This window comes from Paenibacillus sp. NMA1017 (assembly GCF_058895805.1).
Genome location: NZ_JBZXYR010000001.1, coordinates 213,149 through 235,219, shown reverse-complemented (window position 1 = coordinate 235,219; position 22,071 = coordinate 213,149). Strand labels below are relative to the sequence as shown.

At 45.6% G+C, this 22,071-nt stretch carries 19 protein-coding genes and 1 other annotated feature; of the genes, 16 read left to right on the top strand and 3 right to left on the bottom strand.

What is annotated here, in order from left to right; genetic code table 11:
- Positions 1–133: 133 nt before the first annotated feature.
- The 13 genes from AC5ELV_RS01075 (at position 134) to AC5ELV_RS01015 (ending at position 13,244) form a co-directional block, all read left to right on the top strand.
- Positions 134–883, top strand: coding sequence for a regulatory protein RecX (locus tag AC5ELV_RS01075; RefSeq protein ID WP_493429334.1), 750 nt, complete (start codon positions 134–136; stop codon positions 881–883).
- Between the two features lie 373 nt (positions 884–1,256).
- Positions 1,257–2,801: a ribonuclease Y gene (gene rny, locus AC5ELV_RS01070; protein WP_013309958.1), complete on the top strand. Its 1,545-nt coding sequence runs from the start codon at positions 1,257–1,259 to the stop codon at positions 2,799–2,801.
- A gap of 77 nt (positions 2,802–2,878) precedes the next feature.
- Positions 2,879–3,673: a TIGR00282 family metallophosphoesterase gene (locus AC5ELV_RS01065; RefSeq protein WP_165176691.1), complete on the top strand. Its 795-nt coding sequence runs from the start codon at positions 2,879–2,881 to the stop codon at positions 3,671–3,673.
- A gap of 129 nt (positions 3,674–3,802) precedes the next feature.
- On the top strand, positions 3,803–4,063 hold the full coding sequence (locus AC5ELV_RS01060) for a stage V sporulation protein S (RefSeq protein ID WP_007430104.1): 261 nt from the start codon (positions 3,803–3,805) through the stop codon (positions 4,061–4,063).
- Between the two features lie 121 nt (positions 4,064–4,184).
- Entirely contained in the window at positions 4,185–5,252 is a 1,068-nt protein-coding gene (locus AC5ELV_RS01055) for a dipeptidase (RefSeq protein WP_493428819.1), read from the top strand.
- A 184-nt stretch (positions 5,253–5,436) separates the two neighbouring features.
- The gene (locus AC5ELV_RS01050) at positions 5,437–6,525 is read left to right on the top strand and encodes a low temperature requirement protein A (RefSeq protein ID WP_493428818.1); all 1,089 of its coding nucleotides are present in this window, start codon (positions 5,437–5,439) and stop codon (positions 6,523–6,525) included.
- Positions 6,526–6,667: 142 nt separating this feature from the next.
- Positions 6,668–7,240 carry a phosphate propanoyltransferase gene (gene pduL / locus AC5ELV_RS01045; RefSeq protein WP_023988243.1) on the top strand — a complete coding sequence of 191 codons (573 nt, stop codon included), beginning with the start codon at positions 6,668–6,670 and terminating at the stop codon, positions 7,238–7,240.
- Positions 7,241–7,539: 299 nt separating this feature from the next.
- Positions 7,540–9,093 carry a tRNA (N6-isopentenyl adenosine(37)-C2)-methylthiotransferase MiaB gene (gene miaB / locus AC5ELV_RS01040; protein WP_493428817.1) on the top strand — a complete coding sequence of 518 codons (1,554 nt, stop codon included), beginning with the start codon at positions 7,540–7,542 and terminating at the stop codon, positions 9,091–9,093.
- An 82-nt stretch (positions 9,094–9,175) separates the two neighbouring features.
- A complete protein-coding gene (locus AC5ELV_RS01035; RefSeq protein ID WP_493428816.1) occupies positions 9,176–9,628 on the top strand; it encodes a YlbF/YmcA family competence regulator in 453 nt (150 codons plus the stop codon).
- A 123-nt stretch (positions 9,629–9,751) separates the two neighbouring features.
- Positions 9,752–10,174: a PaaI family thioesterase gene (locus AC5ELV_RS01030; protein WP_493428815.1), complete on the top strand. Its 423-nt coding sequence runs from the start codon at positions 9,752–9,754 to the stop codon at positions 10,172–10,174.
- A 65-nt stretch (positions 10,175–10,239) separates the two neighbouring features.
- A complete protein-coding gene (locus AC5ELV_RS01025) occupies positions 10,240–11,028 on the top strand; it encodes an NUDIX domain-containing protein (protein WP_023988247.1) in 789 nt (262 codons plus the stop codon).
- 67 nt (positions 11,029–11,095) lie between these two features.
- A complete protein-coding gene (locus AC5ELV_RS01020) occupies positions 11,096–11,662 on the top strand; it encodes a cysteine hydrolase family protein (RefSeq protein WP_103047837.1) in 567 nt (188 codons plus the stop codon).
- A gap of 118 nt (positions 11,663–11,780) precedes the next feature.
- Positions 11,781–13,244 (top strand): nicotinate phosphoribosyltransferase, encoded by a 1,464-nt coding sequence (locus tag AC5ELV_RS01015; protein ID WP_023988249.1) that lies wholly within the window; start codon positions 11,781–11,783, stop codon positions 13,242–13,244.
- A gap of 66 nt (positions 13,245–13,310) precedes the next feature.
- Here the strand turns inward: AC5ELV_RS01015 and AC5ELV_RS01010 are convergent, their stop codons facing one another.
- A complete protein-coding gene (locus AC5ELV_RS01010) occupies positions 13,311–13,826 on the bottom strand; it encodes a MogA/MoaB family molybdenum cofactor biosynthesis protein (protein WP_493428814.1) in 516 nt (171 codons plus the stop codon).
- A 262-nt stretch (positions 13,827–14,088) separates the two neighbouring features.
- Here AC5ELV_RS01010 and AC5ELV_RS01005 point away from each other — a divergent pair, with 262 nt between their 5' ends.
- The 3 genes from AC5ELV_RS01005 (at position 14,089) to AC5ELV_RS00995 (ending at position 17,776) form a co-directional block, all read left to right on the top strand.
- Entirely contained in the window at positions 14,089–14,418 is a 330-nt protein-coding gene (locus AC5ELV_RS01005) for a four-helix bundle copper-binding protein (RefSeq protein ID WP_023988251.1), read from the top strand.
- Between the two features lie 77 nt (positions 14,419–14,495).
- Positions 14,496–14,754, top strand: a binding site (T-box leader).
- A 59-nt stretch (positions 14,755–14,813) separates the two neighbouring features.
- A complete protein-coding gene (argS, locus tag AC5ELV_RS01000) occupies positions 14,814–16,544 on the top strand; it encodes an arginine--tRNA ligase (protein ID WP_493428813.1) in 1,731 nt (576 codons plus the stop codon).
- 263 nt (positions 16,545–16,807) lie between these two features.
- On the top strand, positions 16,808–17,776 hold the full coding sequence (locus AC5ELV_RS00995) for an S-layer homology domain-containing protein (protein WP_493428812.1): 969 nt from the start codon (positions 16,808–16,810) through the stop codon (positions 17,774–17,776).
- A gap of 125 nt (positions 17,777–17,901) precedes the next feature.
- On the opposite strand, the gene AC5ELV_RS00990 is transcribed toward AC5ELV_RS00995, so the two are convergent.
- Positions 17,902–19,986, bottom strand: coding sequence for an ABC transporter ATP-binding protein (locus AC5ELV_RS00990; RefSeq protein WP_493428811.1), 2,085 nt, complete (start codon positions 19,984–19,986; stop codon positions 17,902–17,904).
- Positions 19,986–21,743 (bottom strand): ABC transporter ATP-binding protein, encoded by a 1,758-nt coding sequence (locus AC5ELV_RS00985; protein WP_493428810.1) that lies wholly within the window; start codon positions 21,741–21,743, stop codon positions 19,986–19,988. Before AC5ELV_RS00985 ends, AC5ELV_RS00990 begins: the two co-directional genes overlap by 1 nt.
- Between the last annotated feature and the right edge of the window lie 328 nt (positions 21,744–22,071).

The window sequence follows — 22,071 nt, the reverse complement described above, 5'->3', positions numbered from 1 at the left end:
GATTCTGATGCCCTGCACAGTTGTGCAGGGCATTTTTGCATCAACTAAAGTCTGCTTTGTCAGCGGAATTTAACTTTTACGTAGCAGGTGTTTAAAGGCTGCTTTCGTGAAATTTCAAAGTGAGGGAAACATATTGCAGTTGGACGATGAGGATGAATACACTTCAGAAGAAAATAAGCAACAAGGGATTTCTCTTTTTCCGGATCATGAGGAATTGATGATTACTAGGGTAGAGCAAGGACGGGGACGCAAACGTGGAAGGTATATCATTCATTTTGGCCCGTATTCACTGTCTGTATTAGAAGATGTAATGATCAAGTACAATATGTTCAAAGGAACGTCATTCGTTAAAAAAGAACTGGAAGATATCGTTCTGGCAGATGAAAAGCAACAGGCTTATGTACTTGCGCTTCGTTATTTGGGGCGAAAGCCTCGCACGCGTCAGGAAATTGTCCAGCGTTTGGTGCAAAAAGAACTGGATCAGTCTGTTATTGACGAAGTAATGGTCCGACTGCAAAGGGAGCAACTTGTAGATGATGATTTATACGCCCGGCAATGGGCAAGGCAGCGCATAACAAGCCAACGTAAGGGGAAGGTGTGGGTTAGACAAGAACTTCGTCAGAAGGGCATCTCTAAAGCCGCTATTGGGGAAGCGTTAGGTGAGATCACCGATAATGAGGAGTGGGAGAGTGCTTTGACGGTCGGACGTAAGAAATGGAATCAGGTACGTGGTGATATAATGGAGAAAAAAAGGAAAACCTACCCTTTTCTCATGAGACGCGGATATTCCGGGGATATGACACGCCGAGTGGTCAATCATCTCACTGCAGCTGAGCATGACGCTGCTTCAGATGACGAGGAATTGTTGCAGTGGGAGGAATAATTGTCTAACGGCTGCTGAACCTTTGGCTAGTATTAACGCATAGGTGAGCTAGTTATTACATGGAAAGCTGCATGGTAGTCTACTAATGTTTGCATTCCCTTGACAATGCCATTTGTCAAATAATAAAATATATATGAAACGATACTTGTGGAACGCCCTTTTTCCTTCCAAAAAAGCGGAATCCACGGGTGAGTTCTCATCGCCAAATAACAAGTGATGCCGCTATGCCAGGCGGAATTGTACATGTGAAAGCATGTGCATATGAAATGAAACGACCTTGTGTCGTTATCTTAGTTTGACGATCAAAGTAAATGTGACAATTGCAAAAAGTCCCAAGGAATGCCTTGGAGGAACCAACGGGGAGGTGAACAGTATGATGACTGCGATCTGGTTCGTTCTCGTTGCTGTAGCCGCGTTATTCTTTGGGTTCGGGATTGGTTATTTTATTCGCAAATCTATTGCAGAAGCTAAGATCTCCAGTGCGGAAGAAGCTGCCGCGCAAATCGTGGAGAACGCGAAAAAAGAGGCAGAAGCGCTGAAGAAGGAAACGGTATTGGAAGCGAAAGATGAAATCCACCGCATCCGTGCCGAAGCTGAAAAAGAAACTCGTGAACGTCGCAATGAAATTCAACGACAGGAACGAAGATTGCTGCAAAAAGAAGAATCGCTGGATAAAAAATTGGAATCGCTGGAACGCAAAGAAGAACAAGTGGCCAACAAAGAGAAACGAATCGATGAAACCCAGCAGCAAATTGATTTGATTTACAAGAGTCAGGTAACTGAGTTGGAGCGTATTTCCAATCTGACGATGGAGGATGCAAGAAGTATTATTCTGACCAACGTAGAGCAGGAAGTTCGTCATGAAACAGCTCAGATGATTAAAGAAATTGAACAGCAGGCCAAAGAAGAAGCGGACAAAAAGTCTCGTGAAATCATCACACTGGCCATCCAACGCTGTGCGGCAGATCATGTAGCAGAAACGACGGTTTCTGTTGTCACATTGCCGAACGAAGAAATGAAAGGGCGGATTATCGGTCGCGAAGGCCGTAATATCCGTGCACTTGAAACCCTTACAGGAATTGACCTCATTATTGATGATACGCCGGAAGCTGTTATTTTGTCCGGATTTGATCCGATTCGTAGAGAGATTGCGCGTACTGCGCTTGAAAAGCTCGTAGCGGACGGACGGATACATCCGGCTCGTATTGAAGAGATGGTGGAAAAATCCCGTAAAGAGGTGGACGAACGAATCCGTGAGTATGGTGAGCAGGCCACCTTTGAGGTGGGCGTGCATAGCTTACATCCGGATTTGATCAAGATCTTGGGACGTCTCAAGTTCCGTACGAGTTACGGACAGAACGTATTAAAGCACTCGATGGAAGTTGCATACTTGACAGGTCTAATGGCCGGGGAACTGGGCGAGGACGTTGTACTGGCAAGACGGGCAGGCTTGCTGCATGACATCGGGAAGGCGCTGGATCATGAAGTGGAAGGATCGCACGTTGAAATTGGCGTGGAGCTGGCGAAGAAGTACAAGGAACACCCGGTCGTTATCAACAGCATTGCTTCACATCACGGCGACTGCGAAGCGACTTCAGTGATCGCCATGCTGGTTGGGGCGGCAGATGCCCTGTCAGCAGCAAGACCGGGAGCGCGGCGTGAAACGCTAGAGACGTACATCCGTCGTCTTGAGAAGCTGGAACGCATCTCCGAGTCTTTTGAAGGCGTTGAAAAATCATACGCGATTCAAGCCGGACGCGAAGTTCGTGTCATGGTACAGCCAGAGAAAATTGATGATGCGGAAGCATTCCGACTGGCCCGCGATATTACGAAAACGATTGAGAATGAACTGGACTATCCGGGACATATCAAAGTTACTGTTATTCGCGAGACCCGTGCGGTAGAATACGCAAAATAAAAGCATTTCAATGAAAAGTGGCCGCTGCTTGTAGGGCCACTTTTCATTTATGTAAGGCAGACTAGGGAGGGCTTTCTATCAACGTATTATTTATTGGAGACATCGTCGGCAGTGTAGGCAGAAAGGCACTGAGGGAGAATCTCCCTTCGCTAAAATCAAAATACAACCCGCATGTTATTATCGTGAACGGAGAAAATGCAGCTTCGGGAAGAGGCATAACGCCAGCTATCGCCAGAGAGTTTTTTGATTGGGGCGTTCATGGGATTACGATGGGGAATCATACATGGGACAATAAGGAAATATTTGATTTTATAGATGATGAGCCGCGGATCATCCGCCCAGCTAACTTTCCACCAGGAACTCCGGGCCGGGGGTATACCGTTGTAAAAGGTGGAGGTAAGGAGCTGGCTATTGTTAATCTGCAAGGTAGAACCTTTTTGCCAGCTATTGACTGTCCATTCCGTGCAGCAGATGAAATTGTCGATGAGCTGCGCAAAAAACATAAGCATATCCTAGTTGATTTTCACGCCGAAGCAACCTCGGAAAAAATTGCTATGGGTTGGCATTTGGATGGACGTGCTTCAATCGTGGTAGGTACGCACACACATGTACAGAGTAATGACGATACGATTTTGCCACAAGGAACTGCGTATCAAACAGATGCGGGAATGGTAGGTCCTTATGAGGGAGTACTCGGGATGCAGAAAGAGGCTGTGTTACAGAAATTCCAGACCCAGCTTCCGGTACGTTTTCAAGTGGATATGGGCAAATGGCACTTTCATGCTATCAGCGTAGAGCTGAATGATAACGATGGAAAAGCCCGCAAAATTCAGAAAATTAGACTTAAAGAAGATGAATGGCGGATGGATTAACCTTTTTGTGAGCTACTTAAGGAAAGAATAAGGAAAACTGTCACCAAAAAGCAGGAATTTTTTGCTGACCCTCGAATAACATCTAATAGTGGAATCAAACCATCATCATTCCCAGGGGAGGTACTTACTATGGATGTATTAAAAGTATCAGCAAAATCCAATCCCAATTCAGTTGCAGGCGCACTCGCAGGAGTACTGCGTGAACGCGGAAATGCAGAATTACAGGCGATTGGAGCGGGTGCACTAAACCAAGCCATTAAAGCGGTAGCCATTGCCCGGGGATTTGTCGCACCAAGCGGAGTGGATTTGATTTGTATTCCTGCTTTTACAGACATTGTTATTGATGGAGAAGATCGGACTGCGATCAAATTGATTGTAGAACCAAGATAATAAATGTAAGTTACCTGAGCCTGTTTACGATTTGTAAACGGGCTTTTTTGCATTGTGAGTCTGTTACTATGATTTTTAAAATAAATTTGTGGTGCTTCATCTATACATGGAGGTAAGATGCATGAATGAAAAGCTAAAAATGAATTGGCCAGTTGTTGACTTTCACTGTGATGTGTTATGTAAAATGCAGCTCGATACGCAGATCGATTTCAGTCATCCATCGCTTGATGTCACAAAAGAGCGTTTGCTAGAAGGTAACGTGCAGTTGCAAACGTTCGCTATATATATTTCACAGGTATTGGGGACGCCAAGATTTGAGCATGTGGTTCGTCAAATTGAGCTGTTCAGGCAGCATGTTACCTCTGTATCAGGTGGATTGAGACCATTGCTGTGGAAGGAAGACTTGGCAATATGTAAAAATACGTCCGCTGTGCATCAGGAGGAGCAAGTAAAGCAGGCAGGAGAAGAGAAGCGCACGGAAAAGATTACGTATTTGGATGGTAATGGGACGGATCATACATGGGCACCTTGGGCTTTGCTCTCACTGGAAGGGGTAGATGCGCTGGAAGGGAACCCGTTTTATGCAGAATTGTGCTATGCCATGGGAATACGGTTGATTGGGCTGACATGGAATTATGCGAACTGGGCAGCTGACGGCATTATGGAACATAGAGGTGGCGGGCTGACTAGCAAGGGGCGCGATTTGGTCAATCGCTGTAATGACCTGGGTCTGCTGCTAGATGTATCGCATTTGTCCGTACAGGGCTTCTGGGAGGTGCTGGAGGAGGCCGCTCTACCACCTATCGCCTCGCATTCCAATGCCTTTGCGAAGTGTGCTCATCCCCGTAATCTCCGGGATGAACAAGTTCGTGCACTGATCGCCCGCAAAGGACGGATTGGTTTGACCTTCGTGACAATGTTTCTCAAAGAGCAGGGTACGGTAACCGCTGAGGATCTGCTACCGCACATTGAACATATTTGTTCATTAGGCGGCGAAAGGCATTTGATGTTTGGCTCTGATTTTGATGGTATCGAGCACCATGTGCAAGGCTTGGAACACTCGGGGAAATATCCGGCTTTTGCCGAACTGCTGCTGAAGCATTACCCTGAGGAGCTAGTCAAGGGATGGCTGGGAGGACATGCGCTGGAATACTTGCAAACGAATTTGCCTTCCAAAATGTTTTCTTAAATAGCTATTTACTAGGAGTTATTTTTGGCTGCGAATACCTTGACAAAGTGAGAACGATTACGAAATAATTGGAGCATCTTAGAATTTCATGGTGATAAAAAATAAGCATAAATACGCAGACGTTGGAGCAAGACTGACAGGACACCATGCTGCACCGCCATATCAGAGGGGGCTCCATTACACAATGTTAATAAAAAAGGTTACTTGGCTTGAGCTCTTTTATGATTTATTGTTCGTAGCTGCTGTCTCCAAGGCCACTCATGTTTTACTACATGTTGAGCATGGTAGTATTTCATGGGAACATATGGAAAAGTTTATTATGATTTTTATCCCGATATGGTGGGCTTGGGTGGGGCAAACGGTCTACAATAACCGTTTTGGTCAAGACAGTATAACGCATCGAATCTTTATGATCCTGCAATTGTTTTTCGTGTTAATCATGACCGCCAGCCTGAATATAGATTTTGATGCGTATTACGTATCTTTTTTTGTTGGCTATATTGGGTTAAGAGGTTTAACTGTCGTTCAATATTTACTTTCGGCACCCAAAGAAACGGCTCATAAACAGGAAACAGCTCGTTTTTTCGGAACCTATTTTTGGATTGGAATAGTCATCTCTAGTTTCTCCCTATTCTTTGACTCTTGGGTTCGATATTTGATTTTATATACCGGTATAGCTATTGATATCCTCGTTCCTTTGATTGGTCGTAAAAAGTTGGTGATCACACCAATCCATACGGAGCATCTTTTAGAACGCTTTGCACAGTTCACCTTAATTTTGCTTGGCGAATCTGTGATAAGTATGCTTTCTGTTTTACAATCCGATCATTTTACGGTTTCTTCTGTTGTATTTGCTGCTTTGGCTTTTGTATTAGTCATCGCAATCTGGTGGCAATATTTTGAGAATATGGAGAAGCGCGTAGATAAATCAAAACAATCAGCAGGCCAGACTATTATTTATGGTCATTTGTTTATTTATCTTTCCCTTAGCATGCTAGCTGCTTCGATTCAGCTCTTGTTTTTGGGACAAGTAGACTATATCTTTGTACTTTGCTTTACCTTTGCTTCTGTTTTTATTTACTTTTTGTCGGTTTTGCTAGTATTCCATCAGTACAGATTAAGTCATCTTAAACCTCGTCTCAGAGCCATTTTTTTCTTAACTGGAATACTCTGTGTCCTGTTTATTCTTAATATATTTATTGTCGTTCCCCCTCATCTCATCGTAGCTGAAATCATGCTTTTCTTTCTCCTGTTCGCTAAAACGACGATTTGATCCGATTTGTATGGACGATATTTAACGCTGATTGGGGCGAAAAAGGGAACTTTATACGCCCTCCTTTTCTTTCTTGTCAAAATAGGAGTATAATAGCATGGATGTGTAAAGTATTGTATAGAGAAAAAGGAGTGACCACACGATGAGTAAAATCGTACCTGTCGGCGTTTCCGCCCGTCATATTCACCTGACTCAAGAGCATATTGAAATTTTGTTCGGAGCAGGCTATCAATTAACTGAATTTAAACCTTTGTCCCAAACAGGACAATTTGCCGCAAATGAAACGGTAGCTGTAATTGGTTCCAAGGGCCAATTTGATAAGGTTCGCATTTTGGGACCTGCTCGTCCTGCTTCCCAGTTGGAAATCTCTCGCACTGATTCTTTTGCTATTGGTGTAAAAGCACCTGTACGCGAATCTGGTAGCATTGATGGCACGCCAGGAATCACGGTAAAAGGACCAGCTGGTGAAGTGGAACTGCAAGAAGGCGTGATTGTAGCAGCCCGCCATATTCATTTCCATACATCTGATGCAGCTAAATGGGACATTAAGGACAAGCAGTTGCTGAAAGTACGTGTCGGTGGCGAACGTGGACTTGTATTTGAAAATGTTCTTGCACGTGTGTCCGATTCTTTTGCTTTGGATATGCACATTGATACAGATGAAGCGAACGGAGCCGGTGTGAAAAACGGTGACAACGCTGAAATCGTAGACTAATATACACGTATTTAAATGCCGGAAGGCTTAAAGAGTCCGATTCTTGCAAAAGAATCGGGCTTTTTACATACTATATAATTCACAAATACTTCACTTATGTATAAAAAGAACATGAGTTCAAATTGCACTCCATGGTATCTGCGGTTGATCTATGGCGATGGCCTATAAATCATGCTATAATTTAGTGTAATGCCTTTTTTAAAGGTTTTTAGAACTTAAAATAAATTTACCCATGCCTAAAGATACAGTAAAATCACAAATTAGCTCGTGAAATAGATGGTGTAAGGAGTGACTAAGGAATGGAAAAGAAAACAAAAGATTACTCCAAATATTTTGATTTCTCGGATGTGAAGATTATTTCTGAAGATGAGCATAGCAAAAGAATCCGTATTCGCGGACGTGAAATCAACATTATGGCGGAGCCGAACCATAGAAAAGAAAAGCAACGTGGTAAAGAGGATGTACAGGTATTGTATGATAACGCAGTCCCGGATGAGCTCAAGCATATCGGTAAGGGGAAGCATTACATCGTATATACATTTGGTTGCCAAATGAACGAGCATGATTCCGAAACCATAAAAGGCCTGCTGGAACAAATGGGCTACCAGGCTACCGAGGATCGGAAGGAAGCAGACATCATTTTACTGAACACTTGTGCTATCCGTGAAAATGCGGAGGATAAAGTGTTTGGCGAACTGGGTCACCTCAAACATCTCAAAACAGAAAAGCCAGGACTGTTGCTCGGCGTGTGTGGTTGCATGTCACAAGAAGAGAATGTCGTTAACCGGATTATGCAAAAACACGGTTTTGTCGATATGATTTTTGGTACCCATAATATTCATCGTCTGCCTCAGCTCGTCAAGGAAGCACTCTTTAGCAAAGAAATGGTGGTCGAAGTGTGGTCTAAGGAAGGCGACATTATCGAAAACTTGCCGAAGAAGCGCGAGGGTATGCGGGCTTGGGTGAACATTATGTACGGTTGTGATAAATTTTGCACCTATTGCATTGTTCCCTTTACACGTGGTAAGGAAAGAAGCCGTCGTCCAGAGGATGTTATCGCTGAAGTACGGGATTTGGCACGTCAAGGCTTTAAGGAAATCACCTTACTGGGGCAGAATGTTAACGCTTATGGTAAGGATTTGAAAGATTTGAATTACAGATTCGGGGATCTGATGGATGATATGCGCAAAATCAATATCCCGCGTGTACGTTTTACGACATCACATCCACGTGATTTTGATGACCATTTGGTAGAAGTGCTCGGTAAGGGTGGCAATTTGGTGGAGCATATCCATCTGCCTGTTCAATCCGGTAATACGGATATATTGAAGAAAATGAACCGAAAATATACCCGTGAGCGTGTTCTGGAACTGGCAGCGAAGATTAAAGAAGCTGTTCCGCATGTTTCTCTGACAACAGATATCATTGTAGGTTTCCCGGGCGAAACAGACGAGCAGTTTGAAGATACTCTATCTTTGGTGCGCGAGGTCGGCTATGACTTTGCCTACACATTTATTTATTCACCACGTGAAGGTACGCCAGCTGCTTCGATGGAAGATAATGTGCCTATGTCGGTCAAAAAAGAGCGTCTCCGGCGTCTGAACATTGCTGTGAACCAAAACAGCCTTCGCTTTAATAGTCGATTGCGTGGCGAAGTGGTTGAAGTGCTGGTGGAAGGCGAGAGCAAAAATGACAGCAAAGTGCTTGCCGGTCGGACCCGTTCCAATAAGCTTGTACATTTTGAGGGTTCTCAGGACCTGATTGGTTCCTTTGTTCAAGTGAAAATTACGGAACCTATGACCTTTTACATCAAAGGTGATCTGGTTGAAACGGTTGTAGCAGTTAACGGATAAAAGAATATTCTAGCGGGTTGTATGCGGTCTGAGTAAAGGGCTGTGTGCAAGGCCGTCTATGTGAGAAAAGGAGCGATGAACAATGACAGAGGAGCGGTTGCAACAAACAGAACTTCAATCGGCGGCGCGCCAGCATGATCATTTGGTCAATCGCGAAATGATATTGGCAAAAGCCAAAGAATTGGCAGGTATTTTGGGTAGCAGTGAGGAAGTACAGGTATTCCGGAAAGCAGAAGAAAAGATTCAGGATCATGGGCGCATCCAGCAACTGATTGCAACGATGAAAAAGAAGCAAAAGGAAATTGTTGCATTTGAATCCTTGAAGAATCAAAAAATGATTGCCAAAATAGAGGCCGAGCTACAGGAGCTACAGGAAGAACTTGATGGTATTCCCATTGTAACGGAGTTTCAGCAGAGTCAGGTGGAAATTAATGAGCTATTGCAATTGGTGATCATGGCGATCCGTGATACCGTTGCTGAGAAGGTAAACGTAGAAGAGGGTAAAAGCACTTCCTCGTCGAATTGCAGTGATTAGAATGAAATCTATGGTGTGGAGGCGTAGCTTCCACGCCTTTTTTTCGAAAGCAATTTGCCATTCGTATATGTTTATAAGACATCAAGAGAAATGGGATAACATGGAAGGGATGGAAGCGAGGGAATGGATAAGTTGGGTAAGATGCTAGAGGGAGAAAATAATACTTTTTGGGAGTATTTAGGGTGTGAGCTGATTACAGCTGATGCAAACGAGGTACGGATCGCTTTGGAGGCCAAACAAGAGCATACCAATGTGATGGGTATTGTCCATGGGGGTGTGCTCACTTCATTGATGGATCAGGCGATGGGGATGGTCAGTATGGCTTCACGAAATATGGATCCATGTGTAACGACGAACCTGAATGTTCATTTCTTGTCTGCCATGAGGCAAGGACGACTGGAGGTTAGGGCGCGGATTCTTCATCAGGGAGGTCGCACTATAACCACTGAAGCGGAAGTAAGAGATAGTGAAGGCACACTCGGTTCTACATCTACAGCAACCTTCCGAGTATTACGTACACAAGCAAGTGATTCAGGTAAGGCCTGACACTTGACAAAAATTTTTATTATGTCATAATGAATTTATCAAAACGATATAATATGGTGATGCCAATGGATAGCAATCGTATAAACGAAGAGGCGCAAAAGGCGTCTTACAACATTAAGAAATACCGCACCCCGGATGGAGCTCCGGCGGATATCGTTATGTTTACCTTAACGAAGCGGGAGCGCAAGACGGTAACAAAGACATTGCCGATTCGGGAGCTGAAAGTGATGCTCATCAAGCGCCGCAGCTGGCCGTTTGCAGGACGCTGGGCGTTGCCTGGAGGGTTTTGTCAGGAAGATGAATCCATGTATGGAGCTGCCAAGCGGGAGCTATTAGAGGAAACGGGTGTGGACGGCGGGCATCTGGAGTATTTGGGTGTATATAGTGGACCGGGACGTGATCCGCGCGGGTGGATCATATCGCATGCGTTTTTTGCGCTGGTAGAAGAATGGATGTTGGAACAGCGTCAGGCGGCCGATGATGCTTCCGAGGTCGGGCTATTCACGATCCGCGAAGCGTTGGAGGAATTGGAGCTGGCATTCGATCACCGGGATATCATAGTAGATGCTTATCGCAAAATTCAGTTGCAGATGCTTCAGACGACGATAGCCAAGCAGTTTTTACCGCTACATTTTACACTGGGTGAATTATATCAGGTGATTCAGAGTGTCGTACCGGATTTCGAAGAGCCAAACTTTATTCGCAAAATAACATCGACTCGTAGCAGACAGGGAATACTGGAAGAGGTGCGTGATGAGAACGGCAAACCGCTCAGTTCCAACCAGTATTCACAAAGACCGGCACAGTTGTACCGTTTTAGTGACAGAGTACCGCGTTTATCTATCTACACGTAACGTCTAATGTAATAGGTTACGCATAGAACGTACAATTTCACTTTGAGGATAAGGAGCTGACCGTACGATGCAGGCACTAATTGTGATTGATTACACAAAAGATTTTGTGGACGGTAGTTTGCCTGTAGGACAACCTGCGATTGAGTTGGATGAACGGATCGCAGCAATTACGCAGGCATATGTAGATCAAGGGGACTTTGTCGTCATGGCTGTGGATTTGCATGAGGAGAACGATCTTTATCACCCGGAGAGCAAGCTGTTTCCTCCACATAATATACGTGGAACCAACGGACGACATTTGTATGGCAAGCTCCGTAGCCTCTATGAGCAACAAAGTGATCTTATCTACTGGTTGGATAAAACACGGTATAGTGCTTTTGCGGGCACAGATCTGGAGCTCAGGCTGCGTGAACGTGGTATTCTGGAAGTTCATCTGATTGGTGTGTGTACGGATATATGTGTGCTGCATACGGCTGTAGATGCTTATAACAAAGGTTTTGCTATTACTGTATACAAGGACGCTGTGGCGAGCTTTAATCAAGCTGGACATGATTGGGCTTTGGGTCATTTTGAGGGAAGTCTTGGAGCCGCGGTACGGTCGGCTGAGGATACGGTTTTACGCCAGAAGAAGTAAAATAACTTAACGATTGTGCACCAATGTCCGATAACAAAATGGAGCCGGATATTGCTGAATCTGGGCAGATGAGGCGGTAGCGCCACAAACCTGGGGACAGTCAGAGAGGATGATTACAATGCAGTCAACGAGCCTCGCATTACATACAGATAAATATCAGATTAATATGATGTACGCCCACTGGGTGAACGGAAGTCACCAGCGTAAAGCTGTGTTCGAGGCGTATTTTCGTAAACTCCCTTTTGGTAATGGATATGCCGTGTTCGCGGGTCTGGAACGCATTGTGAATTATATTGCAAATTTGCGGTTTACAGAAGAGGACATTCGCTACCTGTCTGAACAGGAGGAGAAGTACGATCCCATGTTCATGGAGGCGCTTCGCCAGTTTAAGTTCGGTGGAACGGTCCATTCGATGAAAGAAGGGGCACTTGTTTTTCCAAACGAGCCTCTGGTACGTGTTGAAGGAACGATTATGGAAACGCAGCTTGTCGAGACGGCATTGCTGAATTTTATGAACTATCAGACACTTATTGCGACAAAGGCATCGCGCATCAAGCAGGTGGCAAGTGATGATACACTGCTCGAATTTGGAACACGGCGTGCGCAGGAAGCAGATGCGGCGATTTGGGGAGCACGAGCAGCTTATGTAGCAGGTTTTGACGCGACTTCTAATATGCTGGCAGGCGAGCACTTTGGAATCCCGACGAAGGGGACACATGCCCATTCATGGGTGCAGACCTTTATGACGGAGCAGGAGGCGTTTGACGTATATGCGAAGGTTTTGCCAGATCAGGTTACACTGCTGGTAGATACCTTTGACACGCTGGAAAGCGGTGTTCCTCATGCGATTCGGACAGCAAAAATGCTGGAGAGTCAGGGCAAGCGTATGAATGCAATCCGTTTGGATAGCGGTGACTTGGCTTATCTATCCATTCAGGCCCGGGAAATGCTCGATGCTGAAGGTTTAGATTACGTACAAATTGTAGCTTCCAATGATTTGGATGAAAATACGATTTTTAACCTGAAAGCCCAAGGGGCACGTATTGATGTATGGGGTGTAGGAACACAGCTTATTACGGCTTCAGATCAACCATCGCTCGGCGGGGTGTACAAGCTGGTTGAGCGTGAAGTAGATGGCGAAATGCTGCCGACGATTAAGATTTCGGGTAACCCAGAAAAAGTATCCACACCAGGCAAGAAGGATGTATATCGCATTGTGGATAAGAAGAAAGGGAGAGCCGTAGCCGATTATATTTCTTTCCCGGATGAAGAGCGTCCGCGTAATGGTAAGCGCCTGAAGCTGTTTAACCCTTTGCATCCGTATATGAAGAAGTATGTAGAAAATTACGAAGCCGTGCCGATGCTTGAGCCTATTTTTATAAATGGACAGAAGGTATATGAGCTTCCTGAGCTGGATGAAATTCGTGCCTACCATACTTCACAGTTGAAACTGTTCTGGCCAGAATATTTGCGGAAGCTGAACCCTGAAATTTATCGTGTAAATCTGAGCGAGAAGGTATGGGAGCTGAAGCAAAAGCTGATCGACAGCTATATGCAGCCCGAAGTTGAAGAAAAAGAATAGTTGGAAGAGGCACCTCATGAATGCATGGGGTGCCTTTTTGTGTCGCGGCATGTAGGAAATAGGAGCTTATTTATAAATTTCTCTCATTACATGTCGTAGCTCAGGGACAATAATGCGTTCCATTGCCAAACGAACGGCTCCGCGTGAGCCAGGCATAGAAAATACAGCTGTCTGGCCCACAGTGCCAGCTACAGCCCGGCTTAAGATAGCTGCTGAACCAATGTCCTCAGCAAAGCTTAAATAACGGAAGATTTCCCCAAAGCCAGGTAGTTCCTTATCCAGTAGAGAGGAGACAGCTTCATATGTAGTATCACGTGGAGAAATACCGGTACCACCTGTCAAAAGAACAGCCTCGATGTCATCCTGTGCCACTGCTTCGGATACTAACTGCTGAATACCTTCGTAGTCATCCTTGACGATGACATATCGAACAACTGTATATCCATTGGTTTCTAGTAGATCCATGAGCAGTCGTCCCCCAGTATCTGTTTCCACGGTGCGTGTGTCCGAGACAGTCACGACCATGCAATTAACCTGTTGCGGGGATTCCTGTCGATGCTCCTCTACGGAAGACATATTCATTAAAATGTTCACTCCTTGATCGGTGGTTAGACATACACTTTTTACAATAGAGCAATGACTGAGTGTATGCAAGTCAGAAACAGGGGCTAAAAATCCATGTGATTAATATCCTTGCACTTGCACACTGGAATATAGTACACTTCCTTACATAAGTCGGGATTACTTTGTTTTTATTTTATTGTAAGCGCCCACATCAAATGATTAATCTCAAGGATCAGCGGGTAATAGTACAGCAGGGTCAACAACTGGGAGGTAATGTAATATGAATCACTCATACCAACAATGCGTGGATGCTTGCCTGGAATGTATGAACGCTTGTAATGTATGTTACGTAGCGAGTTTGAAGGAATATGATTTAGCTATGCTACGTGAATGTATTCGAGTGAGTAGGGAATGTGCAGAAATATGCGGATTTGCTGCTCAAATGCTGCAGCGCGGAACGGATTTTGCCGAGCAAATCTGTGAGCTGTGCGCCAAGGCCTGTGAGGTATGTGCTGCTGAATGCAGCAAGCATTCCCATGATCATTGCAAACATTGTGCAGAAGCCTGCCGTCGTTGCGTTCAGGCATGCCGCCAATTGGTGGCAGTGTAATTACATATATGGAACTAGTTCCTGAAGAGGAAATAAAAGGTTGCTTTCTACTGAATAGGTTTGTATAATGATGGGAATTAACGTCATGGAACGGGAGAGTAGCAGCGGGGCCGTATCATTACAGCGAGCCGGAAGAGGTGGAAGCCGGTATGAGGTCCGATGTGAAGCGCACCCGGGAGACGGTTGATCCAACGAGCAGAATTTCTAGTAGATCAGCCCGGCAGACACCGTTATTAGTCATTGGAGTGAAATCGCGATTTGTGTAAGTTAGCTTTAGCTGCACAACCGATTTACGAAGAGTGGTACCGCGGGGATATTGAAGTTCTCGTCTCTTGAATGTTTTCAAGAGGCGGGGGCTTTTTTTGTTAGATTCTATAAAAAGAAGGAGAGAGATCATGTTGATGAGGATTGCTGCTCAAGCGATATTGGCCCATACGGGCTTGGAGGAAAAAGAAATTTTATCATTATTTGAGATGCCTCCGCAGCCTGAATGGGGAGATGTGGCGTTTCCCTGCTTTGTGCTGGCTAAAAAGTTTCGAAAGTCTCCGCAGCACATTGCACTGGAATTGGCGGAGCTAGTAGGCCATGAAGAAGGTTTAACCGCTTCAGCATTGGGTGCCTATGTAAACATAACCTTGGATCGATCTGTTCATATTCCGTTTATGCTTGCTGAATTGAGCAAGGCTGATTTCCTCAATCCCAATATCGGACACGGACAGCGGGTAGTTATTGATATGTCCTCACCCAATATTGCGAAACCGTTTGGTATCGGTCATCTTCGCTCTACTGTTATCGGTGCTGCTTTGTATCGCATACTTGGTGAAACAGGTTATGTACCGATTAGTGTGAATCATCTTGGAGACTGGGGAACACAGTTTGGCAAGCAAATTGCGGCCTATAAAAGATGGGGAAATGAGGAGCAGCTACAGCATGATCCGATTGGTGAATCGCTGAAGCTGTATGTGCGTTTTCATCAGGAGGCCGAGCATGATCTGTCTTTAGAGGATGAAGGCCGCGAGTGGTTCCGACGTTTGGAGCATGGAGACGCTGAGGCTCAACAACTATGGGAGTTTTTTGTTGAAGTCAGTCTGGGTGAATTTGATCGTATGTACCAGCGTCTAAACATTACATTTGACCATGTACTGGGAGAAAGTTTTTACAATGATAAGATGCAGGCAGTTATTGATCAATTAAGAGCAAAAGGATTGCTGGAGGAAAGTGATGGCGCGCTCGTAGTTCGTCTGGAAGACGAGGAACTGCCTCCGTGTCTTATTCTAAAAAAGGATGGGACCACCATTTATCCGACACGTGATCTGGCAACAGCGATTTATCGTCATGAAGTGATGAAGGCTGATCGGTTGCTGTACGTCGTTGGTGGGGAACAGAAGTTGCATTTCCAGCAGGTGTTTGCGGTGCTGAAGCATGCAGGGGAGGCATGGGCGGAGCAATGTGAGCATGTGCCGTTTGGATTAATGCGGTTTGCGGGTAAGAAAATGTCCACAAGACGCGGAAAAGTTGTCAAACTGGAGGAGGTGCTGGATGAAGCTATAGCACGTGCTCAAGCCATCATTACTCAGAAAAATCCCGATTTGCAGGAACAACAGGCAGTAGCTGAGGACGTTGGCATCGGGGCGATTATTTTTGGTGATTTAAAAAACAACCGGCTGAATGAAGTGGATTTTTCGTTGGAGGAGGCGCTGACCTTTGAAGGCGAGACCGGGCCTTATGTGCAGTATACTCATGCGCGCATCCGCAGCCTTCTGGAGAAAGCTTACGCTCGCGCCGATGTTGTTGTTAATACTAATCCTAGCAGCAACGCCCTTGTCCAAGATAGCTATTCTAGTGATTTTAATGACGTATCGGATGAAATGTTGGGTGACGCAGGTTGGGCGCTGCTTAAGCAGTTGGGTCGCTATCACGGACAACTGATACGTGCAGCTCGCCAACTGGAGCCTTCGGTTATTGCCAGATTTGCACTGGATACGGCCCAGGCGTTCAACCGTTTTTACGCCAAGGAAAGGATTGTCGATGGTGGACGCTGGCGTATTCAGTTGGCGGAACAAACTGCGGATATTCTGGCATGCGCGCTGCAACTTCTTGGTCTGAAAGCACCGAATCGGATGTAAGTAATGCGAATAAAGGAGAGCAGTTTTTGCTGGTGGAATGACTGCTGCCCAGATATGGCTCTTCCAAAGGAATACTATAAAAGGTTAATCTGTCACAGGCACTTTTGGGTATGTATAAAGATTGTGAGCAGAAAAGAGTTAGACGGGTTACACTAATCGCAGGTATTCCACTGTTTTGCAACCAATTTGTGTATATTTGAAACATTTGATGATTCTATTGCGTCGGTAAGTGTAGAAGCAAAGTAAACATGGAGGTGTATCACATGAAAAAGAATAAAAGCGTGACAGCAGCTCTGCTTGTCATCTGTTCATTGGCAGTAGCTACGTCGGCCTCTGCTTTTGGTGATATAAAGGGAGCTGAACAGGAGAAGATCGTAAACTCACTACAGGACAAAGGAATTATTCAAGGAATAACTAAGGATAAATTTGCACCAGATCAAACGCTCACGTATGCACAAGGAGTACACTTGGTTGTTCGTGCAATGGACCTTCAGGTAATGCCTGATTTTACAACGGGTTCCTTTGCAAACATTCCGGCTTCGGCATGGTATGCCCAGTCCTATCGGATTGCAGCCCAACACCAAATCCCTTTGTCACCAGATGTTGATCCAAGCACCCGTATGACAAGAGAACAATTTGCGAATATTTTGTATAAAGCAGTGAGTGCAACGGGTGAATATCCAACTGTCCGTATGTTAATTAATGTAGCGGATGGCAAAAAACTAGACCAGGAATCAAACGCAGCCGTTCAATTTTTGCTATTGACCAAAATTGCAAAATTGGACGAACAGAGCAACTTTAACCCGGATCGTAAAGTAACGCGGATGGAGGCAGCAGAAATGGTCTATAACGCATCCGAATTTGTACAAAGTCATAAAACGGTTGAAGCTACTCCTGAAAATCCGGCTGAGCCTGCAGATCAGGTTCAACAAAATAACATTAGTATGAGCATAGAGAAGGCAAATGACCAGCAGAACAAAGTGACAATCACCCGTCTGCAGGCACCTAATCCAGGTTACGGCATTGAAGTGGATCACGTCGACTACGTAGATGATACAAATGCAGTAATTTACTACAAGCTGATTAGTCCAAAGCCAGGGGAAATGAACATTCAGGTCATTACGGATACCCATACAAGTACATTGGTAGACAGCAAGTATAAGGTTACGCTTAAAGCAGTAGATGGAACAGTGCTTCCGCCCACAGGAACAGGCACGTCTGTAGCTAAATAAAATTACGAGCCATATGTTATAGATATAAATAAAACCAGCGAGCCTCCATGTGTAGGGGGGGCTCGCTGGTTTTTTTCATAACCAAATGTTAATCGTTAGCCCTAAGCAATAGGGCTATTCAAGCTTTAAATGCTGACTTTGCCTGTAAGCAAGTCATCTTGCGCAGGGGGTGTAGCAGAGGATGAAGCTGATTCTGTTGCCACTGTCCCCGACTGGAGCTGATACATTTGGAAGTAACGACCGCCTTGGGACATAAGTTCGTCATGGCTACCCCGTTCAACAATTTCGCCCCGGTGCAGCACCAAAATTTGGTCCGCACTGCGAATGGTGGACAAACGGTGAGCAATGATAAAGGTCGTACGTCCCTTCTTGAGCACCTCAAGAGCGGATTGGATGAGCGCTTCCGTTTCGGTGTCAATATTGGCAGTAGCTTCATCCAGAATTAAAATTGCGGGATCAAAGGCTAGTGCACGAGCGAAGGAAATAAGCTGGCGTTGCCCGGCTGATAAGGTGCTGCCTTTTTCAATAACGGGCTCATCGAATCCTTGCGGCAAATGGGCCAGCAGTTTGTCGGCTCCAACGTCATGCAGCGCTTTATTCACCTGTTCTCTCGTGATTCGGCTGTCGCCGAGACTGACATTGGAGGCTACCGTACCTGTGAACAAATATGGATCTTGAAGAACAATACCCATATGATGGCGAAGCCATTGCTTAGGGATGTCTTTGACAGACGTTCCGTCAATGGTGATCGTTCCTTTTTGCGGATCATAGAACCGGAATAGCAGGTTGATAATCGAACTTTTGCCTGATCCGGTATGTCCGACAAGGGCAACTGTTTGGCCGGGCTGTGCTGTAAAGGAAATATGTTTAAGTACATCATCCTTTTTGTAGGCAAAGGAAACGTCGTTAAATTCTACCTGGCCTTTGTAGCGCGGCATCGTGCCGTCCGTCACCGGCTCTCCAGTTTCGTCCATCAACTCAAATACGCGTCCCGAGGAAACGATGGAAGTATCCAGTACGGCGAGTTGGTTGACCATACCCGTCATAGGTTGGAACAGTCGTCCCAGCACATCGACGAAGGCATATAATACGCCTAGTGAAACAGCACTACCTGTAGTTCCGAGCGCCTCAGATCCGAAATACCACAACACGACGGCAAAGGCAAGGTTTCTCAACACGTTGACTAAATTGTGCGAAGTGAAGGCGTTCAAATTCAGCATTTTATTCTGATGCTTCATATAGTCATCATTCAGTTCTTCAAACTCTTGCTGCGTTTGTTTCTGGTGGCGGAACACGCGAATAATGGACATCCCTTGAATCGATTCATTGATAATCGCATTAATTTCACTGAGCCTGGACCGAATGATCGTATTATAGCGGGTGGCGACCTTGCGATACAATACAATCCACAAGATCAGTAACGGTACTATAAACAGAGAGATAAGACCCAGTCTGAAGTCCAGCAAAAAGAGTGCAACATATACTCCTGCCATCGTCACAATCCCTGAAGTGAAATTGGAGAGCACAGCCACAAACAAATCTTTGACTGCCTCAGTGTCATTCGTAACACGGGATACGACTTTGCCTGCGGGCAAGTTATCAAAAAAGTAAACCGGCAACCGCTGGATGTGTGCGTAGAGATCAAGCCGAAGCTTTTGAATGACCTTGTTCGCCGAGGATTGCAGCCAGTATGTTTTGCCGAATTCAGCAAAAATGGAAATGACCAAGAAGAAGCAATACCAGCCAATCAGCTGAAAGATACCGGGCATTTCCGGTTTGTAAAAGCTATACAGTTCATCAGCTGTCAGAGCCTTAGCTTCATAGCGAAAGGTGTCGGAGCCGCGTGTCACAGTCAGCGTTCCATTCGTAAAGGAGCGGTTACCGTCAGCCACTTGAACCGAGCCATCCACAAATACGAAAGATTTCCCAACTTGTAAAATCCTCGCTTCGCGACCTTTAGTCTCCCCGGCCTCAAAGCGATCTTCACGCTTAAAGTGGGTGTCAGCATAACTTACAGTTCCGTCCACACGAGTCGTTTCATAAAATGGTTTTTCAATAGCGAGCATATGGTCGTCAATCATCGTTTTGGCGATGAAGGGTCCAGCCAGCTCGGCGGCTACTCCGATAGCCAAAGCGATGAGAGCGGCGATAAAGCCTGCTTTGCTCGTCAGCGCGTACTGAAATAGCCTTTTGCCGATATTGGGTTTCATTAGGATACCTCCCCTGAGGTCAGATCAGATTCCACTTGTTGCCGTTCATACTGTTGTCGGTACCATCCGTCAGCCTGAAGCAGCTCGCTGTGGGTTCCTTCCTCAATAATGCGTCCTTGCTCCAGCACGACGATCCGGTCTGCATGTTCTACAGCGGAGAGGCGGTGGGTGGAGATCAGGGTTGTTTTACCCGAGCGCTTACGTCGGATATTGTCAATAATTCTTGCTTCCGTCCGGGCATCTACTGCAGATAGTGCATCGTCGAGCAATAGAATATCCGGGTCACCGATAAAGGCGCGTGCCAGCGAAACACGCTGCTTCTGGCCGCCGGACAGGGAGATACCTTTTTCTCCGACCAGTGTATCCAGCCCATCAGACAGGGTACCTAAATCCTGGTCGAAGGCAGCAGTACGGATAGCTTCCATAATGTCGTCATCATTTGCATGAGGTTTCCCGAACTGAATGTTCTCGCGCACCGATTTGGAAAACAAAATTTGCTCTTGCGGCACGTAGCCGATCCAGCTGTGTAGTTGCTCTACTGCAATGTCCTCCAAACGTATGCCGGAGATTAAAATATCACCGCTACCCGTCGGATATTCATGCAGTAGCTGTTTGAGCAGAGTGGATTTCCCGCTGCCGGTTCTACCGACAACGCCCAGCGTTTCTCCGCGTTTGAGCTCCAGACTCACATGTGACAGATTGTCAATAGTAGAGGTAGGATAACGGAAGGTAACGTCTTTCATCCTGATGGATTCTAGGCGGTCTACTGGAACAGGTTGAGCTGCATCCTGAACGTCTGGCTGGACATCAAGGGTTTCATTGACCCGGTCCAGGGAAGCGCTACCGCGCTGCATAATGTTAATCAACTCTCCAATGGCAAACATCGGCCAAATCATCATTCCTAGATACATATTAAAGGAGACCAGTTCGCCTAACGTGATATCGTTATGAAATACCAGATAAATACCATAACCGAGTCCAATGACGTAGCTAAGTCCTACACATAAACGGATTGTTGGTTCAAAGAGAGCATCCATCCGAGCGACAGCCAGATTTTTACGAAATACATCGTCAGTAATATCAGCGAAACGCTTTTCGTCCATTCGCTCTTGCACATAGGCGCGAATGACCCGGATACCTGCCACGGATTCCAACACCTGATCGTTCATATCACCAAATGCATCTTGTGCCAGTGTGTAACGCTCATGAACGGCTTTACCATAAATGCTCATAGCCAGTGCGATAAAAGGTAGGGGCAGGATAGCTGCCAGTGTCAACTTCCAACTGATTAGGGTGCCCATGGCAACTAATACCACGCTCAGATAGACCGTAGAGTCTGTCAGTGTCAACATGCCGAAGCCTGCTGTACTTGCTACGGAGCGAAGGTCGTTCGTAGCACGAGCCATCAGATCGCCAGTGCGATTACGTTCGAAAAATGGAGGGGTCATCCGCAGTAGATGATTCATAAAGCGGGTGCGCAGTAAGCGCTCCACCAGATTGGCACCACCAAACAGCTTGTGCATCCATATGTACGTAATGTAGTAGATGACGGCTAGAACGCCTATGATGTACAAAATATAACGCCAAAGTGAGGACCAGGAAATTGAACCGCGCACAATTTCATCAATGGCACTACCTAGCAGCCGAGGTGGAGCAAGCTCCAGCACACCAACGGCTATCAGCAAAAACAATCCAATGGAGTATCGGCTTCGTTCTCTTTTAAAAAACCAGCTTAAATTTTTAAGTACAGAAAACAAGAGGAATCCCATCCTTTCATGACAAGTTCATTCGAGAGTTGTGCACCATTTTGAAGAAACAACAGGGCTTGCTGCCAGAAGTAAGATCCGGCAACAGGCGCAAAAAAGGCATACCGTCCGCAGACGATATGCCTTAAATCTCAATATCATATGGCGCGCAGGTATTTTCAGCACACTCACCACTGAAAAACTGCTCAAACGCAGGCAGCCACTCGTATTAAACCATACAACGTGAATGGCCCAATTCTGAAGGATGCAACAGGGGAGATGCTCCGGTATGAAGTTGTAGTGTTTGTAGATGTGGGTAAAATGCAATAGGAAATTTTAG

Excerpts from the sequence above, each read along its gene's own strand:
- AC5ELV_RS00995 (WP_493428812.1), top strand. The coding sequence starts at position 16,808 with ATGAAAAAGAATAAAAGCGTGACAGCAGCTCTGCTTGTCATCTGTTCA.
- AC5ELV_RS01030 (WP_493428815.1), top strand. The coding sequence starts at position 9,752 with ATGGATAAGTTGGGTAAGATGCTAGAGGGAGAAAATAATACTTTTTGG.
- AC5ELV_RS01050 (WP_493428818.1), top strand. The coding sequence starts at position 5,437 with ATGTTAATAAAAAAGGTTACTTGGCTTGAGCTCTTTTATGATTTATTG.
- AC5ELV_RS01060 (WP_007430104.1), top strand. The coding sequence starts at position 3,803 with ATGGATGTATTAAAAGTATCAGCAAAATCCAATCCCAATTCAGTTGCA.
- AC5ELV_RS01005 (WP_023988251.1), top strand. The coding sequence starts at position 14,089 with ATGAATCACTCATACCAACAATGCGTGGATGCTTGCCTGGAATGTATG.
- AC5ELV_RS00990 (WP_493428811.1), bottom strand. The coding sequence starts at position 19,986 with ATGAAACCCAATATCGGCAAAAGGCTATTTCAGTACGCGCTGACGAGC.
- AC5ELV_RS01015 (WP_023988249.1), top strand. The coding sequence starts at position 11,781 with ATGCAGTCAACGAGCCTCGCATTACATACAGATAAATATCAGATTAAT.
- AC5ELV_RS01020 (WP_103047837.1), top strand. The coding sequence starts at position 11,096 with ATGCAGGCACTAATTGTGATTGATTACACAAAAGATTTTGTGGACGGT.
- miaB (WP_493428817.1), top strand. The coding sequence starts at position 7,540 with ATGGAAAAGAAAACAAAAGATTACTCCAAATATTTTGATTTCTCGGAT.
- AC5ELV_RS01035 (WP_493428816.1), top strand. The coding sequence starts at position 9,176 with ATGACAGAGGAGCGGTTGCAACAAACAGAACTTCAATCGGCGGCGCGC.
- argS (WP_493428813.1), top strand. The coding sequence starts at position 14,814 with ATGTTGATGAGGATTGCTGCTCAAGCGATATTGGCCCATACGGGCTTG.
- AC5ELV_RS01025 (WP_023988247.1), top strand. The coding sequence starts at position 10,240 with ATGGATAGCAATCGTATAAACGAAGAGGCGCAAAAGGCGTCTTACAAC.
- rny (WP_013309958.1), top strand. The coding sequence starts at position 1,257 with ATGATGACTGCGATCTGGTTCGTTCTCGTTGCTGTAGCCGCGTTATTC.
- AC5ELV_RS01010 (WP_493428814.1), bottom strand. The coding sequence starts at position 13,826 with ATGAATATGTCTTCCGTAGAGGAGCATCGACAGGAATCCCCGCAACAG.
- AC5ELV_RS01055 (WP_493428819.1), top strand. The coding sequence starts at position 4,185 with ATGAATGAAAAGCTAAAAATGAATTGGCCAGTTGTTGACTTTCACTGT.
- pduL (WP_023988243.1), top strand. The coding sequence starts at position 6,668 with ATGAGTAAAATCGTACCTGTCGGCGTTTCCGCCCGTCATATTCACCTG.